Origin of the sequence: Halobellus ordinarius (assembly GCF_031823395.1) — an archaeon.
Classification (GTDB): Archaea; Halobacteriota; Halobacteria; order Halobacteriales; family Haloferacaceae; genus Haloquadratum; species Haloquadratum ordinarius.
In genome coordinates this window covers 20,717-38,336 of sequence record NZ_JAVQKJ010000008.1, presented here as the reverse complement: position 1 = coordinate 38,336, position 17,620 = coordinate 20,717, and the positions used below count along the sequence as shown (strand labels likewise).

12 protein-coding genes and 1 tRNA gene are annotated in these 17,620 nt (G+C 51.1%); 4 read left to right on the top strand and 9 right to left on the bottom strand.

The window, feature by feature from the left end; all coding sequences use genetic code 11:
* Window positions 1–20: 20 nt before the first annotated feature.
* Window positions 21–632 carry an RAD55 family ATPase gene (locus RJT48_RS12715; protein WP_311172678.1) on the bottom strand — a complete coding sequence of 204 codons (612 nt, stop codon included), beginning with the start codon at window positions 630–632 and terminating at the stop codon, window positions 21–23.
* Between the two features lie 259 nt (window positions 633–891).
* A complete protein-coding gene (locus RJT48_RS12710; RefSeq protein WP_311172677.1) occupies window positions 892–1,773 on the bottom strand; it encodes a geranylgeranylglycerol-phosphate geranylgeranyltransferase in 882 nt (293 codons plus the stop codon).
* Between the two features lie 95 nt (window positions 1,774–1,868).
* Between RJT48_RS12710 and RJT48_RS12705 the strand changes: the two genes are divergently transcribed.
* Window positions 1,869–1,943: transfer RNA gene (locus tag RJT48_RS12705), tRNA-Arg, on the top strand.
* A 256-nt stretch (window positions 1,944–2,199) separates the two neighbouring features.
* Here RJT48_RS12705 and RJT48_RS12700 read toward each other — a convergent pair.
* Entirely contained in the window at window positions 2,200–2,853 is a 654-nt protein-coding gene (locus tag RJT48_RS12700) for a hypothetical protein (protein WP_311172675.1), read from the bottom strand.
* Complete coding sequence (locus RJT48_RS12695; protein ID WP_311172673.1) at window positions 2,850–3,002, bottom strand: hypothetical protein; 153 nt, start codon at window positions 3,000–3,002, stop codon at window positions 2,850–2,852. The genes RJT48_RS12700 and RJT48_RS12695 overlap by 4 nt, the downstream gene beginning before the upstream one ends.
* Window positions 3,003–3,682: 680 nt before the next feature.
* Between RJT48_RS12695 and RJT48_RS12690 the strand changes: the two genes are divergently transcribed.
* A complete protein-coding gene (locus RJT48_RS12690) occupies window positions 3,683–6,574 on the top strand; it encodes a hypothetical protein (RefSeq protein WP_311172672.1) in 2,892 nt (963 codons plus the stop codon).
* Window positions 6,575–6,631: 57 nt separating this feature from the next.
* On the opposite strand, the gene RJT48_RS20640 is transcribed toward RJT48_RS12690, so the two are convergent.
* Complete coding sequence (locus RJT48_RS20640; RefSeq protein ID WP_345784751.1) at window positions 6,632–6,892, bottom strand: DUF7386 family protein; 261 nt, start codon at window positions 6,890–6,892, stop codon at window positions 6,632–6,634.
* A gap of 537 nt (window positions 6,893–7,429) precedes the next feature.
* Window positions 7,430–8,089 carry a winged helix-turn-helix transcriptional regulator gene (locus tag RJT48_RS12685; RefSeq protein ID WP_311172671.1) on the bottom strand — a complete coding sequence of 220 codons (660 nt, stop codon included), beginning with the start codon at window positions 8,087–8,089 and terminating at the stop codon, window positions 7,430–7,432.
* Window positions 8,090–8,227: 138 nt separating this feature from the next.
* Between RJT48_RS12685 and RJT48_RS12680 the strand changes: the two genes are divergently transcribed.
* Window positions 8,228–8,800: a hypothetical protein gene (locus RJT48_RS12680; protein ID WP_311172670.1), complete on the top strand. Its 573-nt coding sequence runs from the start codon at window positions 8,228–8,230 to the stop codon at window positions 8,798–8,800.
* A gap of 448 nt (window positions 8,801–9,248) precedes the next feature.
* Window positions 9,249–9,815 carry a hypothetical protein gene (locus RJT48_RS12675; RefSeq protein ID WP_311172669.1) on the top strand — a complete coding sequence of 189 codons (567 nt, stop codon included), beginning with the start codon at window positions 9,249–9,251 and terminating at the stop codon, window positions 9,813–9,815.
* Window positions 9,816–10,045: 230 nt separating this feature from the next.
* Here the strand turns inward: RJT48_RS12675 and RJT48_RS12670 are convergent, their stop codons facing one another.
* The 3 genes from RJT48_RS12670 to RJT48_RS12660 all read right to left on the bottom strand — a co-directional run bounded on the left by RJT48_RS12670 (window position 10,046) and on the right by RJT48_RS12660 (window position 17,419).
* Complete coding sequence (locus RJT48_RS12670; protein ID WP_311172666.1) at window positions 10,046–12,379, bottom strand: ATP-binding protein; 2,334 nt, start codon at window positions 12,377–12,379, stop codon at window positions 10,046–10,048.
* Window position 12,380: 1 nt separating this feature from the next.
* Window positions 12,381–13,436 carry a metallophosphoesterase family protein gene (locus RJT48_RS12665; RefSeq protein WP_311172665.1) on the bottom strand — a complete coding sequence of 352 codons (1,056 nt, stop codon included), beginning with the start codon at window positions 13,434–13,436 and terminating at the stop codon, window positions 12,381–12,383.
* A 68-nt stretch (window positions 13,437–13,504) separates the two neighbouring features.
* Window positions 13,505–17,419, bottom strand: a complete 3,915-nt coding sequence (locus RJT48_RS12660; RefSeq protein WP_311172664.1) for a helicase-related protein — start codon at window positions 17,417–17,419, stop codon at window positions 13,505–13,507.
* Window positions 17,420–17,620: the final 201 nt, after the last annotated feature.

The window sequence follows — 17,620 nt, the reverse complement described above, 5'->3', positions numbered from 1 at the left end:
GAACTGTCGTGACTGATTGATCAGTCGTTTGCGAGCCGGACCGACGGCGGCCCGTCCTCCTGCGTCGTGATGATGCCGTCGAACAGCTGTTTCAGCGTGTTCATCGTCTGATCGTCGTGGGCGCTCGCGTCGATGGCGAAGACGCCCAGCCCGTCGACGCTCTGGATGCGACCGGTGAAGACGTGGAGAAAGCGGAACACCGTCTGCAGATCAGCGTACATCAGAAGTGTCGAAAGCGAGTGGAGCATCACGCGGTTCCGCTCGATGCCGCGGTCCTGGTAGAACGACTGGAGGAACTCCGAGATTTTGATCCCGATTCCCGTCATATCGACCGGCGAGGAGGTGTACTTGATCCGGTCGTCGTCGCGGATCTCCGCGACTCCCTGTTGCCGGGTGACGCAGTCGACGATCGCGACCGGCCGGTCTTCGAGGGGGACACGCGATCCAAAGTCGTCCAGCACACGGTCTGCGCTGTCTTTGGTAGTGACGATGATCGCACCTTCACCTTGCTCCGTCCCGGATGCCAGGATGTCCAGACAGAGCGACCGCTTCCCGGAAAGCGGCGGGCCGCTCACCAGGACGTTCGTTCCGGGGGGGACCTCTGCATCGAGGTCCGTGCCGAGGTCATACATCTGAACTCCTCGGCGCCGAACCGCCGGCTAAAGGGGAAATACTGATCGTCCGATGGATCGACTCGCCGGGAGTCATTAGACGAATAGACGATAGCGGGTACAGATAATATTCTTTTTGATTACTCCTAACGAAAGGTGGCACGATCAGTCGACGGATCGGCGGTCCGCCAGTCGAATGTCATACTGTCGGCTGTAACTATTGCAAGAGATTCGCGACCCCGGAGTCGCGATATTCTTCGCAGTCGTACAGCCGACAATATCAGTTTCCCGGGACTCCGCCGACAACTTCGACCGCCCGACCGACGACGAACGCCGCCGTCGCGAGAAACATCCCGCGTTTTAGTCGCTGCTGGGCGAGCGAGGCGTCAGCGAAGGATCGAACGACTGCCGAGAGCATCACCCCGTCGGCAGGCACGACGAGCGCCAGATAGAGGACTCCGAAGGTTCCCATCAGGTACGGAGTGACACTGGCCGCGACGGCAACGGCCAAAATAGCGCCGGCGATCCGGAGGGCCGTCGATTCGCCGACGACCAGCGGGAGCGTCCGAAGCCCTTCTTCGCGGTCGCCCGCGAGATCCTCGACGTCTTTGACGATCTCTCGTGTCACCGTCGCCAATCCGGCGAGGGCGAACAGCACGAGCACGGCCGGCTGATCCAGTTGGCCGACTGCCGCAGCCCCGAATAGGAACGTCGAACCGGTCAGATAGCCGACGACGACGTTGCCGACTGCTGGCAGGCCTTTGAACAACTCCGTGTACGCCACGAGCGCGAGGAGGTTGATTACGGCGATGGCGATCGCGAGGATCGGGAGCACGACCGCGGCGGCCACGGCACCGAGGAAGAGTGCAACGCTGAAACCGAGTGCTTCGCGTGCAGTGACGGCACCGCGCGGTATCGGACGTTCCGGGCGATTGAGGCGGTCGATCTCACGGTCGAAGTAGTCGTTCACCGCGTTCCCCGCCGCTGTCGCGAAGACGGTTGCGAGGACGGCGGCAACGACAGCGAGCGGTCTCGAAGCGAATCCCGCGGCCACGAACGCGCCGGTGAAAGTGAGTACGCCGGCGGCGATGGCGTTCCCCGGGCGTGTGAGTTCGAGGAGACCCCGGGCAGTTTCTGTTCCGACCGTTCCGCCGCTTTCCATAGGTCGTCCGTTCCGCGGCTTCGAGATAAAGGACGCGGACTCGTCCGGGGCGAATCCGTGGGTTTAAATTACCGTATCCCGGTATCTGCGAGCGAGGGCGCTTAGCTCAGTTTGGACAGAGTGCTTGGCTTCGGACCAAGTTGTCGCGGGTTCAAATCCTGCAGCGCCCATCCGATTTTCGAACGACCAACATCCGACAGACAGCGTCGGGTTCCTTATAAACCGACTTTGGATGCCAGATTTGATTTCGTTCGATGATCGAACGTTTCCCGATGAGGCCGGTGCCGTCCGGCGGTTCGCGTACATCCAAACTCACGCGCATCGGTCATAATTGTTGGGTCGTTGGATGTGCCGGCAGCAGGCTATCTCTTGTCCGCGCGCGAGATCCTACCGGCGAAGTATGACGATTGCTTCGGGTAGAGTCGTTTACTGATCCTCGGATACCTCTTGGGTGGGACTATCGGACTCGATCTCGACTTCCACCATCCCTTCTTCCTCAATAAACGGACTCATAATGATTTGATGCACCGATTTCGGAACCTCTTCGGGGGTTTCGTATCGATCATAATTGTCTACCTTCTGTAACCGCCGCCGTTCTTCGCGCGCTTGGTGGCGGTCGATCCAAGATTGCTTCAAATCCTCAGCAGTCCTGTCACCAGCAACCACTTCAGAAATCGGCACACCATTCTGCCGTCTGTGAAGGTGAGTCCATAAGCACCAGTCAACCCACCGGCCCCTAGGTTCGCTCGGAGATTCTCCCCACAACTCATGGGCTCGCATAAGGAGATGTTCGAGCTGCTCGTCATCGAGTGCCGGCATCCGGATTTTTTCGAAAAAGTTTGCTCGATAGGTCGCAAATACAATCTCGTCTCGACTGAGTTCACTGATTTCCTCGGGGTCATTAGGGGTTTCAGTGAGAGCGAGCTCTTTGAGGAACGCGGCACCTTCCTGAACTAACTCTAGATAATTCAGTGGCGTGTCCTTGAGAGCGGAAAGAACGTTACTTACCTCAGACGTGTCCCGATCTAGCCCTTGGGCGAGTGCTTCTCTGATCCCGCTTTTGTCGTCTTTGTCGCTCATCGCAATACGGACGTGATTAGAACCACGGCAATTCCAACAACAGCTATCCCCGTGACGACTAGTGAGGTTAGCCCACTCGGGATTGCAACTGCAATACCGATCAGCGCCAAAACCCCGAGGATGCCGATCTTGGCTTTCTTCCCTATCATAACCTGAGATGAAGAGGGCTAACTGAAAAGTGTATGTCCATCTACCACTGACAGTCGGCTCCAAGACTAAATGTCGAGAAGAGAATTACTCTGTCGCCCGAACATAATTTGCTGCTGTTTTCGATATGCGGCCCTTTTCTTGTGAGCGTGACTAAAAAATCAATACGCATGTCCAACCATCCCTCTCCATACACAGAGACAGAATACGAGTCATTTCTTGAGTGTGTAGACGAGCCGTGGGAGCCCTCGCACGAACTTGACCAACGGCACGACATCGTAATTGACCATCCAGAGGATCGTCAGATTCGAATCGATAGTAGCCGAAAACGCATTTCTTGTCGAAGAAGGTCTGATGATTATTGGGGTCTTCAAGACCGGAAGGTTTCTGATCTTCAAAGGGCGGCTGAGAAGTTAATGACCGTGGGGATGCTTGTCGATATGACTGAGCTTTGGAATCTCGGCTTGGATGGGCACCCAAAGAAACCTAGTGAAGTCACAGCCTGCACCGAGTATTAGATGGGATTTTGGCAAAATATTCCTCTGTAGCTATGCCACAATAATCATCGGTTCGCATAGTGAGCGTTCTTTTGACCAACTAGTGCACGATATATATGGTTCGTTAAGTATCCAATTCAACCATCCCAAACTTTCTCGTTGTATGGGTCAGTAGATACTGTTCCATGTTCAATCAGCAGGGCTACCTGCATAATCTCAATGGAGAGTATGAGATCTCATTTTCATTAGAAGATATTACTGATGAAGATGGGATAGAACTCACTCTAGATTTGAATATATCTGTGGCCGCTGAAAGTGGTGATTCTCCAAAATTTTTGATTCAACCTCGGGAAGCCCAAGCTGTCGAACCTAGCTTTGTCACCGCAAATGAAGAGGGTGATCTTCACACAACGCTCAAGGTGTTTTCAGAAGATGATCAAACCGAATTAGGTATACAACTCTCTCCGTGGGTTCCTGGTAATAAGCAAGAAGATGTGAGGTACGATTTGACACATATCAGTCTTCTCTCCGCCCAGAAGCTCGAATTATGTACTGATGTTATTGAAAAGGGCCAGCAGCAAGAGGTCTGGGACAGAATTTCGGAACTCTATCAAGGTAATTCTCCAGATTTTCTTTTTGACTTTACCACAGAAGCCCGTCGAGTTCTGGACTTCAAATCCTTCGTTGCACTAATGTCTGATTTATCAAGTATGAATTACCAATACGGTGCAACAATTGGCAGTACTCGTGCACAATTTTTTAAGAATATGATGATTGGGGATTCCGGGGGGATATATCATAGAATTACAAGTTATCAGGATTTACAGAGGAAATTAGAGCTATTTAGCAAACAAGAATCGTTGGAACCCGTTGATGAAGATTTTGCTATCAAGTTGGCTCTGCGCGATCTTGAACAAGACGAGAGATTTGAAGAATTATACGAAGTACTCAACCAAGTTCAAATCGCCGAGGAACGTCCAAATCTACTGTATGATCACCAGCTAGAGTTCTATATTGCTAAGTCACAAGTTGAGGAACAAAACCTGCCAATTTCAGCTGTAACAGAGTTAGCAACAGAAGCAGAAGTTGAAGACTATGATGATGCAATTGAAGACGCGAAACTTGGTGGGGATACGTTTGAAGAAACAGCTAATCTATGGCGTGATCTCATCTCACCATCTATCGAATATTCGCACCAAACCCTACAGTTTGTACTGGGAAGGTATCTGCACTGGAAAACGCGAGTATATACCCAACAAGACGATCATCTAGAGTTAGCTCCGATTCTTAATTATGGTGCTGCTGAGCTGTCAACGACAGTTGGAGACAAAAAATATGCACAGCTATCGAAGTACAATCAGCATCTACGCCAGGGCTTCAACTTCCTCTCTTATGGGCACTTATCAGATGCAATCAACGAATTTGAAGCGGCCCTATCAGTTGCTATTAACGAGAAAGAAGAATGGTACGAGGAACGGTCCGACTTGATGGTGACCCCTCTTCAGTATAAGACACTTGCCGAAGTGAGCGGCGGACCCATAGAATATGAATTTGACGAGAATCAATCTCTCTCTGTCGATATTCAAGAAGTAGACTCCAAAGAAATCCGGAGCAAGCTCTCTCTCCTCAAAGAGAGGATTACTCTACTGGAAGAGGCGTTTGAGGGGACTGATATTTCGGTAGAGTCTGCGGTTACCAACCTTCGTGCTAAACAATTTAGACTGCTTGCAAACCAGAGAATTAGCACTCGGCACTATGAACTGGCGATTGAAGCCATAAACGAAGTTATTAGTTTATATGCCCAGCTTGGCGATGATGACGAACGAGATCGCGCAATTGGATTCAAAGAACATATCACTGCAGTTTTGGCAGAGACACAGGCGAACTTCGATAATGCTGCTGATAGCTATTCGGAAGTTGCAGAAAATTCAGAGTACGTTTCTACAGAGCAGCAACGACAGTATCACAGTATCCGATCTAAGATATGTCGTGCAAAGTCAGAACTTCTTAGAGACGATATAGAAAAAGCAAGTGAAATTCTGGAAGACATAAGAGAATCAGTTTCTGAGCTTAAGTATGAAGCAGCAGATCTATCGTTGTTGATAGATCTTCTCAATGATTTCAATAATACTGAGAAATCTCCAATCGACTCGATACTTGCGAATCTATCCGAACCCGAAAGTGAAGGGAATAGGAAACTCTCAGTTTCCTTTGACTACAAACCGGCAGCAACCGCTATTCTATCTGCACAACGATTAAAAACACGTGGCGTAAATGAAGATCTCCTAAGAAGATTTATTAAAGTCGGAGTAGCCGAGTCTTTCACCCCAGATAACTCCGAGGAAGTAGTTTCTGATACAGGACTTTCGGAAGTCTCGATAGACACGGTATGGAGAAACTATCTCCCCATTTACACTCACAGAAATCTCGAACGGATTGAAATTAAGGAGAACAGTAGTCCAACTGGCGATTATTCAGATGTGGCTAGTAAGCTTTTCTCAACATTTGAGAAATACTTGGAAGTTATAGTAGAATATTACGGAGAAGTCCACGGATCATCTTGGAAAGAGATTATCGCTCAAGATCCTGAAAAAGACCTCACATTGGGGGACCTAGTTCAGTTTTTCCAAATGGATGACTTTTCTGACGTTGATCTTGAAGACCGCGATCAAATTGCGAAAGAGTTTAACCGAAATATTATCCGTGGAATGCAACTAGTCAAAATCAGAAATGAACTTGACCACGGTCATATTGACATTCTATCGGAAGAGGAGTATGAAGAAATAAAATCATCAATTGTTCAAATATTTGAAAAGACAGCCCCTCAGGCCCCCATCATTCTGCAACCTAAATCGCACAATACCTTTGGGAGTGCCAAAGTCTATTCCTGCGAGCTATTTTGGAGCCATCCACAGAAGCAGGCCTCTGTTGAAACACAAGCGGAATTAAACCTTGATAGCATCTACTTTATGGCACCGGAGTGTAGTCAAAAGCTTGGGGAACGCGAAATAGTAGAAATAAAGACAGAAAATATTGTTCCCTCATCTGAGCGAAGGGTTGTGGAAGCAGTGACGTAATTTCATTCTTATCGACAGCAATCAGATAATGGAGAATCAAAGGCTGTGAGATGCCAGTTATCGCCAATTTGATTCTATACTAGTCCGGTACCGGAGTCCAAGCACCGACGTGTTACAGCAGTCTTTGACTTCTTGCGGCGGGTAGCGATCACGGACACCCTGTAGATTTTCTTCACTTTCGATGAGGTGCGTCAGCGCTGCGTCAATGACATCACTCATCGGCGGATCATCATCTGGCCCGCCTGCGACGATCTCGCTGGCGCGGTCCAGCTTGCGCTTCCGTTCGTCACTAAGTCTGAGTGTAGTTCTGTCAGCCATTTATGTACAAATGTCCATACGGTAGGGTAGTTGCTGTCGTTCTAAGGTGACCGAGCACTGATTCTTTATAAACGGCTCAACAGTTCTTGGCCTGGTATCAGTGTGATTCCGACGGACAGCCTTTCGATCTATATACCTCGTTTCGCTCGCGTCGAAGGGGGTGTACATACATCGAGGCATCTGCATACATTCGCGTGCGACCCCGTGGGGTCGAGCGCGAAGAGTCGCTTCCGCAAGCTGCAGCAACCAATCGTACCGCATACGGGATATTGCTCTTGGATCGTTGTATAAAGTCGGAAAGTCATTCACTGCTCATCGAACCTACCACACGCGACATCGATATGGTCGTGCGCTGAGTCAGACGCGTCTACTGTCAGTACTGCTTTTTTTCGCATTTCCTGCCTTGGATCGATCCTCTCTGCTACTCATTCTCCGCCACTAGGGTCAAAGAGACAACTACGCGCATCCCACAAGGACAAGTACTGTGGTCGCCTAATCTGGCGCATCAAGAGGGACTCTCCCAAAGAAGCCCACAAGCTACCTCACTTCATCCACGAAGATATTGACCCGTTCCATTTCATCGTCAGTGTATGTTTCTCGGAGACGGTCGGTGAGTTCCACAGGATCTGTCACATCTTCAAATAGAAGATCAACGGCTTTCTCACCACGTTCAGTAATACGGTAGACATCCATATTGTCGACCCGTTCTGCAAGTCCGTGATAAAATAGACTGTACAGTGCTTCATTCGCGGTTTGTGGAGCATACCCCGCGTCGTGGACTATTTCGATATGTAGCTCTGACGGGACAGTAAGTCCTTCCACGTTATTGAGTTCGTGAAGGGCAGTTCGATCTGCGTCGTCGATTGCGAAGAGATCTGGATAGAACGTGTTCTCAGGTTGATTCTCAAGTATAACTTCAGTTCTAGCGTGGAACGTATTGTGGTAATCTCGCACATATGCGTGGATGTGAAACGCGGCAATCACACCAAGCTTAGTGAGTTCATACATCCCACTCCGGTCAGCTGGTGGTGCATCGCGGATGTATCCCCGTTCCTCAAGATTTCTCAGTCTTTCACTCATATACCGTGAATCGTGATCCAGATGGGCGGCTACATTAGCAGGCGTTTGTCGATCTCCTGTTGAAAGGAGTTCAAGAATCTCAAGATCGGTTGGAACGGTAAGGGGTTTGTCGTACATATGCAAGCATAGTACTGCAGCCAGTTAAATCTGAATGTCTTAGCTCTCCACCTGATATAGACAATAATATGTTTGAGTAAGTAAGGTAGTAAACTGAAATATGTAGAAGATTTATAAGTACGGGGTTGTTAGTGATCTATGTACCTCGCAACTGGAGTCCAGCACAGATGCGGTACGCAGACTGAATCAGTGGATTCAGCAACTGGTTGTCGAGGGAAACTAGAGAGACAAACCATGACAACACACAACGCGGTAGAAGATCCAAACGAGGATACGGTAGTCGAGGTCGAATTAGAAGCGGTAGTTGAAAAAGTAATAGATGAATTCGATAACGTTGCCTCGATCACTGTTGATCACCTGCTGACATATGAACGGCCGAGAAGTATCAGAGTCAGAGTCTATACAGGCGAAGCTGATGGCTTTGAGGACTACTTACAGTTGTTCAGCTCAGAGCATAAGATCGCATTAGATAGAGGAGAGCAGACGCTTCTCGTACCGTTCTCCATCTTCGCTACCTTCGATGGTCCCGTCACATGGGATTCCACATCACAAACGACGATCTATATGGACGAGAATGTCCTCGGATCACACTCACTGCAGGTTGAAGACGGGTTAGCATATGTACAGGACAAGCTCGAAAATCCTGAGCAGTGGGAATGGGATCGGGAATGTGTATCACCGCTTGAACGGATTCAAAACTACAGTGACTAGGTGATCTTAATTCAGAGTACCTGTAGGAGTTGAACCACATCTAATTGAAATTCATTCCGAACAACCAATGAAAGACGTACCAAGACACGTGGAAACAGTCAGAACAGCTGATACACATATGAAAGACGATCCTTGTGGGCTCCAGAATGATGACCACAAGATCGCAGCCCGATTCCATCGCGTGCTAATATCCGCCCGCGATGCGTTGGATGCGGACGTGAAGATCGTTGCAGAGGGTGCAATACATATCGATTTGCAGACTCTCACAACACGGACTGGGCTGCGCGCGCCGCCTCGGAGTCGGACGACGACGAGGGGAAAGACTTCAAGCAGGCGTGGGGCGACGCTATGGGACTGACCGAGGAAGTCCCGAACGCGTACTGTACCCCGATCGAAGCGATGGTTTCCGTCACGTACGAGTAACCAAACTAATCGAAACACGTGATCAGTGGCGAAACCGCGGATCGTTCCCGTGGGCGTGCTTGGGCGCGAGCCGGTGACCGACACTATGACGAGAACAACCACAGACCCCGCGAACAAGGAAACGATCGACAACCAGCGGTTCGACGCAATCATCGAAACCGATGACTTGACAGTCGGGATCGACATTGCCAACCCGATCGACTGGGACGAAGTCGAGGATATGATTATGTGGTACAACGAGGACCAACCCGACTGGATCAGCGATGGAACCCTTGAAATCCTGATTTCGATGTTGCGAAACGACGAGGAAGTAGAGCAGAACTACCGGGACGAGGCTGTTAGATCGATGGAATACATTATATATGTTAACCTTGACGAGATGGGTTCTGACTGGCTAGCAGAGAGAATCAGCAACATCCAGAGAATGTCTGAGATATGGGGAATGCACGACGAAATTCAAATTCGTGACATCGCCCCGGGGCGACCAGATGCAGACGTTGCCCACGAAGTACAGGAACTCCTCGTTGACGTTGACGGATACAACACTCTCCCCGTGGGTGAAATGGTTGTTATTGAATATAACGGTGAGTGACATAAAGAAAATCCCCATTCATTTTAAAAATCTGACTTATCTGGGCTGAAACGCAGCTTAGCAGGGTTGCCGGCTCACCATTCGGAACTCTAGATTAATCCTATTGAGACTCGATACTTGCCCAGGTGAAGAGGAGTTCGCCATCCCCTACAGAATTAATAGGTGTTGATAGGATTTAGGAGAGGTGCTTGGAATTCGAGCCTTGCTATGCACTCCAAGTTCCTTTTTAACTACTCAGCGATGGGGGGATTCATTTTCGTATGGTTGAGATCATATTCCTCAACCATCGTTTCACTCACCTCTTGCTTTGCGGTGAGATAGAGGATTTGCCATCCGTTATTCGCCAGTTCTTGCAACGTCTGAAAACCTTGATCAAGGCGATCTGGATCCGCTGCGAGGAACGGGTCATCGAGAAGTAAGAATCCAGGCGTACTCCCCAGGAGTTGTTGTGCCAGCGATACCCGAGTTGCGAAGTACAACTGATCCTTCGTTCCCTGACTGAGCACTTCAGGTCCGAACTCACGCCCATCTTGACGCTCCACGACGAGATCGTGAGCTTCTGGGTTATATGCGACCTGGGTATAGCGACCACCAGTTAGCTGTTCGAACGTTCGGGATGCGGGACCGTCTGGGTCGAATAACTCCGATAGCTTCTGTTCTTCTTGCGACTCGATCCGTCCGAAAATCTCCAACGCTTTCCGTGACAGTTCCGCATCTTCTTCGAGTTGCTGGACGACAGAATCCAGATCCTCAGCAAGCGTTTCGAGGCCTTCCTTCGAACGCGTATCTAGTCCGAGACCACGGCCAATAAACGGTTGAGTGTTGAGATCCCGGGCCCGCCGGTCAAATTCATCAAGCGTATCGTCGTGTTCGTCAAGGCGTACCTGCAACTCATCACGTTTCTCCTCAAGGCGCTCTACCTGGGCTTCGAGTTGCTGAAGCGTCTCCTCATCGTACGTTTCAGCGTCAACCTCGTCTGTCTCGACATCGCTGATGAACTCGTCAAGCTCACGCTCCCAAGCGGCCGCTTTGTCCGCAGGTTCGTCAGCGTCCGGTTCCTCAAAGCGATCAACGAGACTCTGCTTAGCGGATTGTTGGTCCGGTTCTAACTCTTCACGGGCGGTGACCTGTTCTTCAAACTCGTCAATCGACTCGACATCAGCTTCCTCAAACCGTTCAGCGAGTTCCTTCTCCTGCTCCTCAATCTGAGTCTCCAGCTCCGATTTCTCTTCTTGGAGCCTTTCGAGTGTCTCCTGAGCGTTTTGATGCTCCTGTTCCTTCTTGGCTGTGCGCTCGCGGATACGCGAAAGTTCACCCTCAAACGCTTCGATCGCAGGCGCAACCTCATCAACAGTCTCAACCTCGAACCCTGCGTCCCGAGCCGTCTGAACCGCAGATTCACGGGCGGTCTCAACCCCAGTAAGGCGCTTGTTCGCCCGGTAGTACAGGCCGCCGCTAATGGCCGACACGAGCAAGAGTAGGACACCTAACCCGATTGCTAATAGCGTACCTGTGATTGCTCCGATGACGCCTGCGCCGCCTGCACCGAGTAATGAGACGAGTGCTGCCGGTCTCGTTAATTCAACTTGTCGTTCAGCACCCGTTGCTTCACCCTGTCGCTCTCGGTAGGTCTCCAACGCAGTCCGTGCCTCATCAACTGCTGACTCACGACGTTCGAGATCGGACTGCTGGTCGGTGAGATCATCTAGCTCTTTCGCCGTCTCATTGACCTCATCCTGTTTCTTCTCGACGTTATCATCGAGCTCCTGCAAGTCTTCCTTATCGCGCTGCAGATCTTTCGACAGCGTGCGGAGCTCCTCAAGTGTGTCCCGGTCGTACTCTTCAAGTTCGGCGAGTTGGTCGCTGGTTGAGCGATACGTATCGAGTTGTTCCGACAGGCGTTCGAATTCCGCTACGGTTTTCGCTCTTTGCTGTTCGTCGAGTTGCTTGCGCGTTTCACGAAGATCCCGTTTGATACGGAGTCGTCGCGCATCTAATTCATCCAATCCTTCCTCTTCGATCTCCTCAGTATAGTCTCGGATTTCCTCTGCAAGCGTCTCTGCCTCATCGTGTACATCGCCAGCGTTGTGATAGGATTGGTCGCTGGAGATGTTGAGCCGTCTGTTGGTGAGGCGTCCACGATCTTTCAGTGCTGATTGGATCGCGTTGATCTCCGTCGTATGGATGTCACCCAGCTTCTCGATGAGCGATGTGTAGTACTCCTGGTCGCTGGGGAGTTGGAGATCGTTGTCCTGGACGACGAACACGCTTTGTAGATGCGCCGGTTCGATCTGGGTAATCTCGCATAAGGACGTTTTTCCATCGCATTCGTACTGCTCGCCGTTGTGTTCGACGACGACACGCCCCGTTGGTGTTTGACCCACGCGAGGTTTCGGATCCATTACGTCCGCAACGTCGGGTTCAAGCAGCTGAAGCAGGGCTTCGAGATACAGCGTTTTCCCGGCCTCGTTCGGTCCGGATATGACCGAGATTCCGTCTTGACAGGGCGGCCGGCAGTCGTAGAGTGGCCCGTACCGATCGATCTCTGCTGTCGTGAGACGCATACTAGATCTCCCCCTGAGCCGTGAGCTGACTGAATACTTCGAGTGTTCGTTCAGTCACCTTCGCGGTTGTTTCGTCGTCCCAGTCCGTCTCTTCTACTTCTGCCTCGAACGACCTGTACAGTGGGTGTGATAGAATGTGTTCGACGTTACGCGTCTCGTTCGTCACGTTCGCCGGCGAAGCTGCTGCAGTGAGTTCGTCGTGGAACTTCTCTTCGTCCATCTCGACAAACCCGTCAATGTGGATCGAGGCTTCCGAAGAATCAGTAACGTGCTGTTGAGCCCACGCCCGAATGTCGTCTAGCAACTCCTGCTCAGCTCCCGGCGTGGCCGTGAACTTGCGTGAGACGTAGTGGAAGGTATCTAGCGGTTCGAAACTGATTCCTTCGTCGGGGTCAAGCACGCTCACACGGCGTTGGCCAGTTTCAGAGGTGCGTGTCGACGCAGGTGTCCCTGGATAGGTGAACTCCGACCCATCCGAGAAGGATACCTGGTGTGGGCTGTGATAGTGGCCGGCAAGATAGTAATCGAACCCCAACTCCGTGAGCAGGTCTTCCGTGACTGGGAAATAACGGTGCGCTCCTTCATCACCAGTCTCGTAATCATCGAACGGTGCATCCAGACTACAGTGTAAGAGCAGGACTTCTGTCCCCTCGAATGGCTCCCTATCTTGGAGTGACAGTAGGAGATCGTCGTCAGGGCGTTCTCTGTACGGCAACCCAGTAATCCGGAGATCGCCATCAGACACAGTCCATTGCCCGAACGGTTTCTCGGTAATGACGGTACAGGAGTCACCAAAGAAGACATCACCACGATACGCCTCAATATCGTGGTTCCCCGGAATGAGAATGATCTCGAATGGCCGATTCGAAAAAAGGTCGTTCCGCAAGTCGGTGCGAAGTTGTTCCACGTTTTCGGGCTGGTCGAAAAGATCACCACCGATTGTGACAACGTCAGTTTCCACTTCCTCAGCGAGGTTGAGGAGCGCTCTCAGTGCGTCCATTCGCTCCTGGTCGTCAGGAGTAAGATGGATGTCCGCTGTATGGAGAACCCGCGTCATCAGGAAATATAATATAAGCAACTATATTTACAGCTTTGGTACAAAAGATTTCCAATCACAATCAGCATTCAAGCTGTCCGAGTTTCTATAAATTCTTGAGCCCACTTCTCCAAATCCTCTACGTCTTTCCCTAATTCAACCATCCGACCTTTGTCAGAGAGGGCAACAAGGTCTGTATCCTGTTCTTGTTCCGTCCATCCACAAACTAACCAGGGTCTCTGAGAGGTTTCTTCAATACCGTCAGCACCACGTCCGTATGCCCAAGTCGCTACTGTATGCTGGTCTTCTTCTATTAGAATCCGTGCCAGCTGTGTGAATAACGGACTGCCCGGGGCGAGGAATCGAAGCGACGAGTACTGATCTGCGATTTCCGCAGAAAACGTCACTCCAATCCCCTGGTGATCGGTATGGATGGTCTCAGCTAAGGTTCCCTCTTCAGGTTCCGTACCAATGGAGACCTCGTCTGATGAACGAAGACAGTAGATAGCATCACCGTGCTTATCATCGTCAAAATCAAACTCAGTTTCCAGCTCTGAGAGGGACTCGAAACTTATGCCTGCGTCTTTTAGTATCTCATTATCCAAGAATACAGCTTCTGCAGACTCAACTGTGAAGACCGGGTCTCGGGCTTCATCCGGATGCCCAACAGTTCCGAGATCTGGGTGAGAGTACGTATTCCAAGCGTCAAGTTGGGCTTCACGGATGACTTGGTCGCGGAGTGGCGTCTCGCTGTCAAGGTCCGCTAACGAATCTTTGAGTTCGACTGGGTCATCTTCCTGTTCTTGTTCGTCAATTTCGCTCTCGATGTCTTGTTCTAGCCGCTTGTATTCCTCACTTCCTGCCTTCACTCCTTGTTCCATCGTTGCCTGACGGATCTTGGATCCGACGCTTGAGAGAATCGGCTGCATATTTCCAACAACGTACTCGAACATACCGATTCGATCGTCAAGTCGATCGTAAATGTCGGACTCGACGGTATCCTCGTAGCTGTAGTTGAGAATAATCACCTCGTCGTATCGCTGTCCGATACGGTCGATTCGTCCGATTCGTTGTTCTACGCGCATCGGATTCCAAGGCAAATCATAGTTTATTAAGGCCCCACATTCCTGTAAATTAAGTCCTTCAGACGCTGAGTCGGTACATATAAGTATGTCGACATCACCGTCGCTGTCTGCAAATTCTCGTTTGACACGCTCCTTGCCGACGTTCCGCCATGTGTCTGCGTCTTCGTCGTACATCTCACCCCCGTCGCCGGAGTAACATGCAATATTCTCGCCGTACTTCCAGCGAAGCTTCCGACGAACGAAATGCATCGTGTCCTTATACTGCGTGAAGACGATGATCCGGTTTCGCCCCTGCCGATCAAGCATATCGAGATCGTCATAGAGCTGGTACATTTTGGGGTCTTCATCGATCTGTTGGACTTCATGGATGAACGATTCCAGTTCTTCGATCTCCTCTTCAAGCAGATTGATGCCTTCGTCTGTAAGGCTAGGAGCGAGTTCCGTCAGATCAACATCAAGGAGACTCTCACCAGCGTCTTCCATTTCAGCGATTTCCTCTTCATCGAAGTCTTGCAACGTATCCAGCGCAGCCTGCCTGTCTTCGTCGGACTGGTCTCGAATACGCTTCCGCCGCTCCATTACATCCCGTTGTTTCCGGAGCTTATCCAGGCGCGTCGAAAGGCTCTGAGAAATCGCATAGACGCTACTGGTCAACCGCTGGCGATAAGTTGTCATCACAAACCCGATCGCGCGAGTTTCGGTTTCAGTTGACTGCTGGGCCTTCTTGTAGAAGGTTCGAGTGTATTCGTCGATACGGTCGTATACCCGTCTCGTCTCGTCATTAAGCTCGATACGGCGGCGTTCAGGCTTCCGAGTCGGAACGGTTTCGTCAAGCAAGCCGACCTTCTGGTATTTCCGAAGTGTGTCGCGGGTGTTGCGGTGGATACAGGCATCAACGGGCGTTGCCCAGGAGAACACGTCTTGTAGGACATCCCAACCATCCTCGCTAAGTTCATCCAGTGCATCCAGCCGATCCTTCCGCGATGCGATGATCATCTCTGCATCAAGGACGGTTTCTGGATACAAGAGCCGTTGGAGCTTCCTGTCTTCGTTAGCCCCGAACGGATCGATACGATCATCGATCGCCGAATCCACTTTTTCGCGGTAATTGCCGTATCGCTGGCCATAGCTTCGCGCCAGATTGCAGGCCTGAAGCAATTGTTGTTTTGCGACCCCCCGGCCCTCGTCTTCGAGCCCAAGTTCGTCAACGAGTCCTTCAAGAACGAAGTCAGCGTATTCCGGGGATCTCTCGAATCGATCTTGGAAGGTTCCATCAAGAGTTGCTTGAGACATTTCTCCCGAGGACTTACGCTTGGAGAGGTCGATTCCACCGTCCAAGACTTCTGAAAGCGCTTGCCGTGTTTCGAAGAATTCCACGAAACTGTCGCGGTTGTCCCACTCCTCAGGAATGTCAAGCAGCGTCAGGAGATCGTATAACTCCCTGTGATGCAACTGCATCGGCGTCGCGGTGAGGAGATAGTAGCAGTGTGTGTGCTCACGGAGCCGTTCAAGTAGATTGTAGAAATTGCTCCCTCGGCGAGCATTATGCGACTCGTCTACCACGACTGCGTCCCACACACCCTCTCGCTCGTCCACCCCTCTCCCTCGACAGCTGGCTGAAATATCGTCACGGCGTCGAACTGTGCCGTTATCTTGGGGGGCAACCTGGTCCCACCGATCTGTAAGGCGAGCCGTGTGCCAGGACATAATAACGACTGTTGGTCCCGGCTCATCCTGTTGTGTATGGACAAACCGCCAGAGTGGACTCGTCGTCCACGCTTCGTCACGACGATCGGCATCGATGTCGAGATCAACAGCCCCCGGAACGGGGTGTTCCTGTCCAAAGGAGTCGATAAAAGCGTAGTCGTAGTCACTCCCTCGTTCGTACCGATAGGCATTGATATTGAACTTCTCCCAGAGTTCTTCTTGCCACTGAACAACGAGGCTTGCCGGTGCGAGAACGAGGCTGTTGTCGAGTTCTCCAGTCAACCCGAGTCGAGAGAGTGTAAGGCCGACCTCAATCGTCTTTCCGAGTCCGACCTCATCGCACAGTAGGAACGAGTTCGGATAGGTATTGACCGTCGTATCAGAGACAACGCGTTGATGCGGCCACGGTTCGATCGTACTCGCTTCCTCAGCGAGTTGGAGACCACCGGGTGCCTGTGCACCGTCAGCGAGCAAGACGCCTTTGTCAGCCGCAGTCGGTCCATCCGGCTCTTTGAGTTGCTCGACGACAGTATGGATCTCCGTATCCGTATCAGGTGCCTTCCAATTGATAATCTCCTCACGTAGAGCCTCTGGAAGATCATAGACATCTACGAACTCGTGGTCATCGTTCCACAAGCGGGTAAACGAGCTCCGGTCGCCCTCAACATAGTCCGACTGCCCGTTTTCCCACGACCGATGGACTTTGAAACGCTCATAGTTCCGCGTCCAGCCCCCAGCAGTCTCGTTGATGCTACCTTCGAACGAGATCCAATCGTCGCCATCGTGGAAGATACCGAGTTTCGGGTGGAAGATTCCCCAGTCCCCCTGTTGTGGCACAGCGATTTTGATTTCGAGGCGGTCCTCGCGGAGAAGCCACGCTAGCAATTGCAGACGGAGATCCAAATCCTCATCATCCAATTCTTCCAGTGACTCCTTGAGATCGTCTGCTATGGCTTCCAAGACGGGACGGTCCTTCGGCTGGAGTTGTGCACCGACGATGAGACGCATCGTACCATCGTTCTCAACAAATGTCTCAATTCCGTTGGCAGCAGCTGCAAGCGAACCACTGTCGAAGTATCCTGCAATACGGTCGTAGCGGTTGCTTCGTTCGAGAGCGGGGACGTAGAACTCATCAACGAGATAGGAGATGTCCTCACCCGGTTGGCTCTCGTAAATTGACTGCCAATCGTAGTCACGAAGAGGCTCCGTCATTCCTTACGACCTTTTGAGGGGTATGGATTATAAAAAGACGGGCAGTTTTGCGTTCACTCCTACCCTACAGTAAACAAGCGGGCAGAGTTCATATCGTCGATTATTCCATAGAAATGCTCAGCTATCCCGATTTCGAACATAAGATGAGAGATATGCTCACAATAGCCTGTTGATCGTATAGAGACCGCAGCACATTCCTTT

Bases quoted from the DNA above. Each gene is read 5' to 3' on its own strand.
- RJT48_RS12690 (WP_311172672.1), top strand. From the start codon at position 3,683: ATGTTCAATCAGCAGGGCTACCTGCATAATCTCAATGGAGAGTATGAG.
- RJT48_RS12715 (WP_311172678.1), bottom strand. From the start codon at position 632: ATGTATGACCTCGGCACGGACCTCGATGCAGAGGTCCCCCCCGGAACG.
- RJT48_RS20640 (WP_345784751.1), bottom strand. From the start codon at position 6,892: ATGGCTGACAGAACTACACTCAGACTTAGTGACGAACGGAAGCGCAAG.
- RJT48_RS12670 (WP_311172666.1), bottom strand. From the start codon at position 12,379: ATGCGTCTCACGACAGCAGAGATCGATCGGTACGGGCCACTCTACGAC.
- RJT48_RS12710 (WP_311172677.1), bottom strand. From the start codon at position 1,773: ATGGAAAGCGGCGGAACGGTCGGAACAGAAACTGCCCGGGGTCTCCTC.
- RJT48_RS12695 (WP_311172673.1), bottom strand. From the start codon at position 3,002: ATGATAGGGAAGAAAGCCAAGATCGGCATCCTCGGGGTTTTGGCGCTG.
- RJT48_RS12700 (WP_311172675.1), bottom strand. From the start codon at position 2,853: ATGAGCGACAAAGACGACAAAAGCGGGATCAGAGAAGCACTCGCCCAA.
- RJT48_RS12685 (WP_311172671.1), bottom strand. From the start codon at position 8,089: ATGTACGACAAACCCCTTACCGTTCCAACCGATCTTGAGATTCTTGAA.
- RJT48_RS12660 (WP_311172664.1), bottom strand. From the start codon at position 17,419: ATGACGGAGCCTCTTCGTGACTACGATTGGCAGTCAATTTACGAGAGC.
- RJT48_RS12665 (WP_311172665.1), bottom strand. From the start codon at position 13,436: ATGACGCGGGTTCTCCATACAGCGGACATCCATCTTACTCCTGACGAC.
- RJT48_RS12680 (WP_311172670.1), top strand. From the start codon at position 8,228: ATGTACCTCGCAACTGGAGTCCAGCACAGATGCGGTACGCAGACTGAA.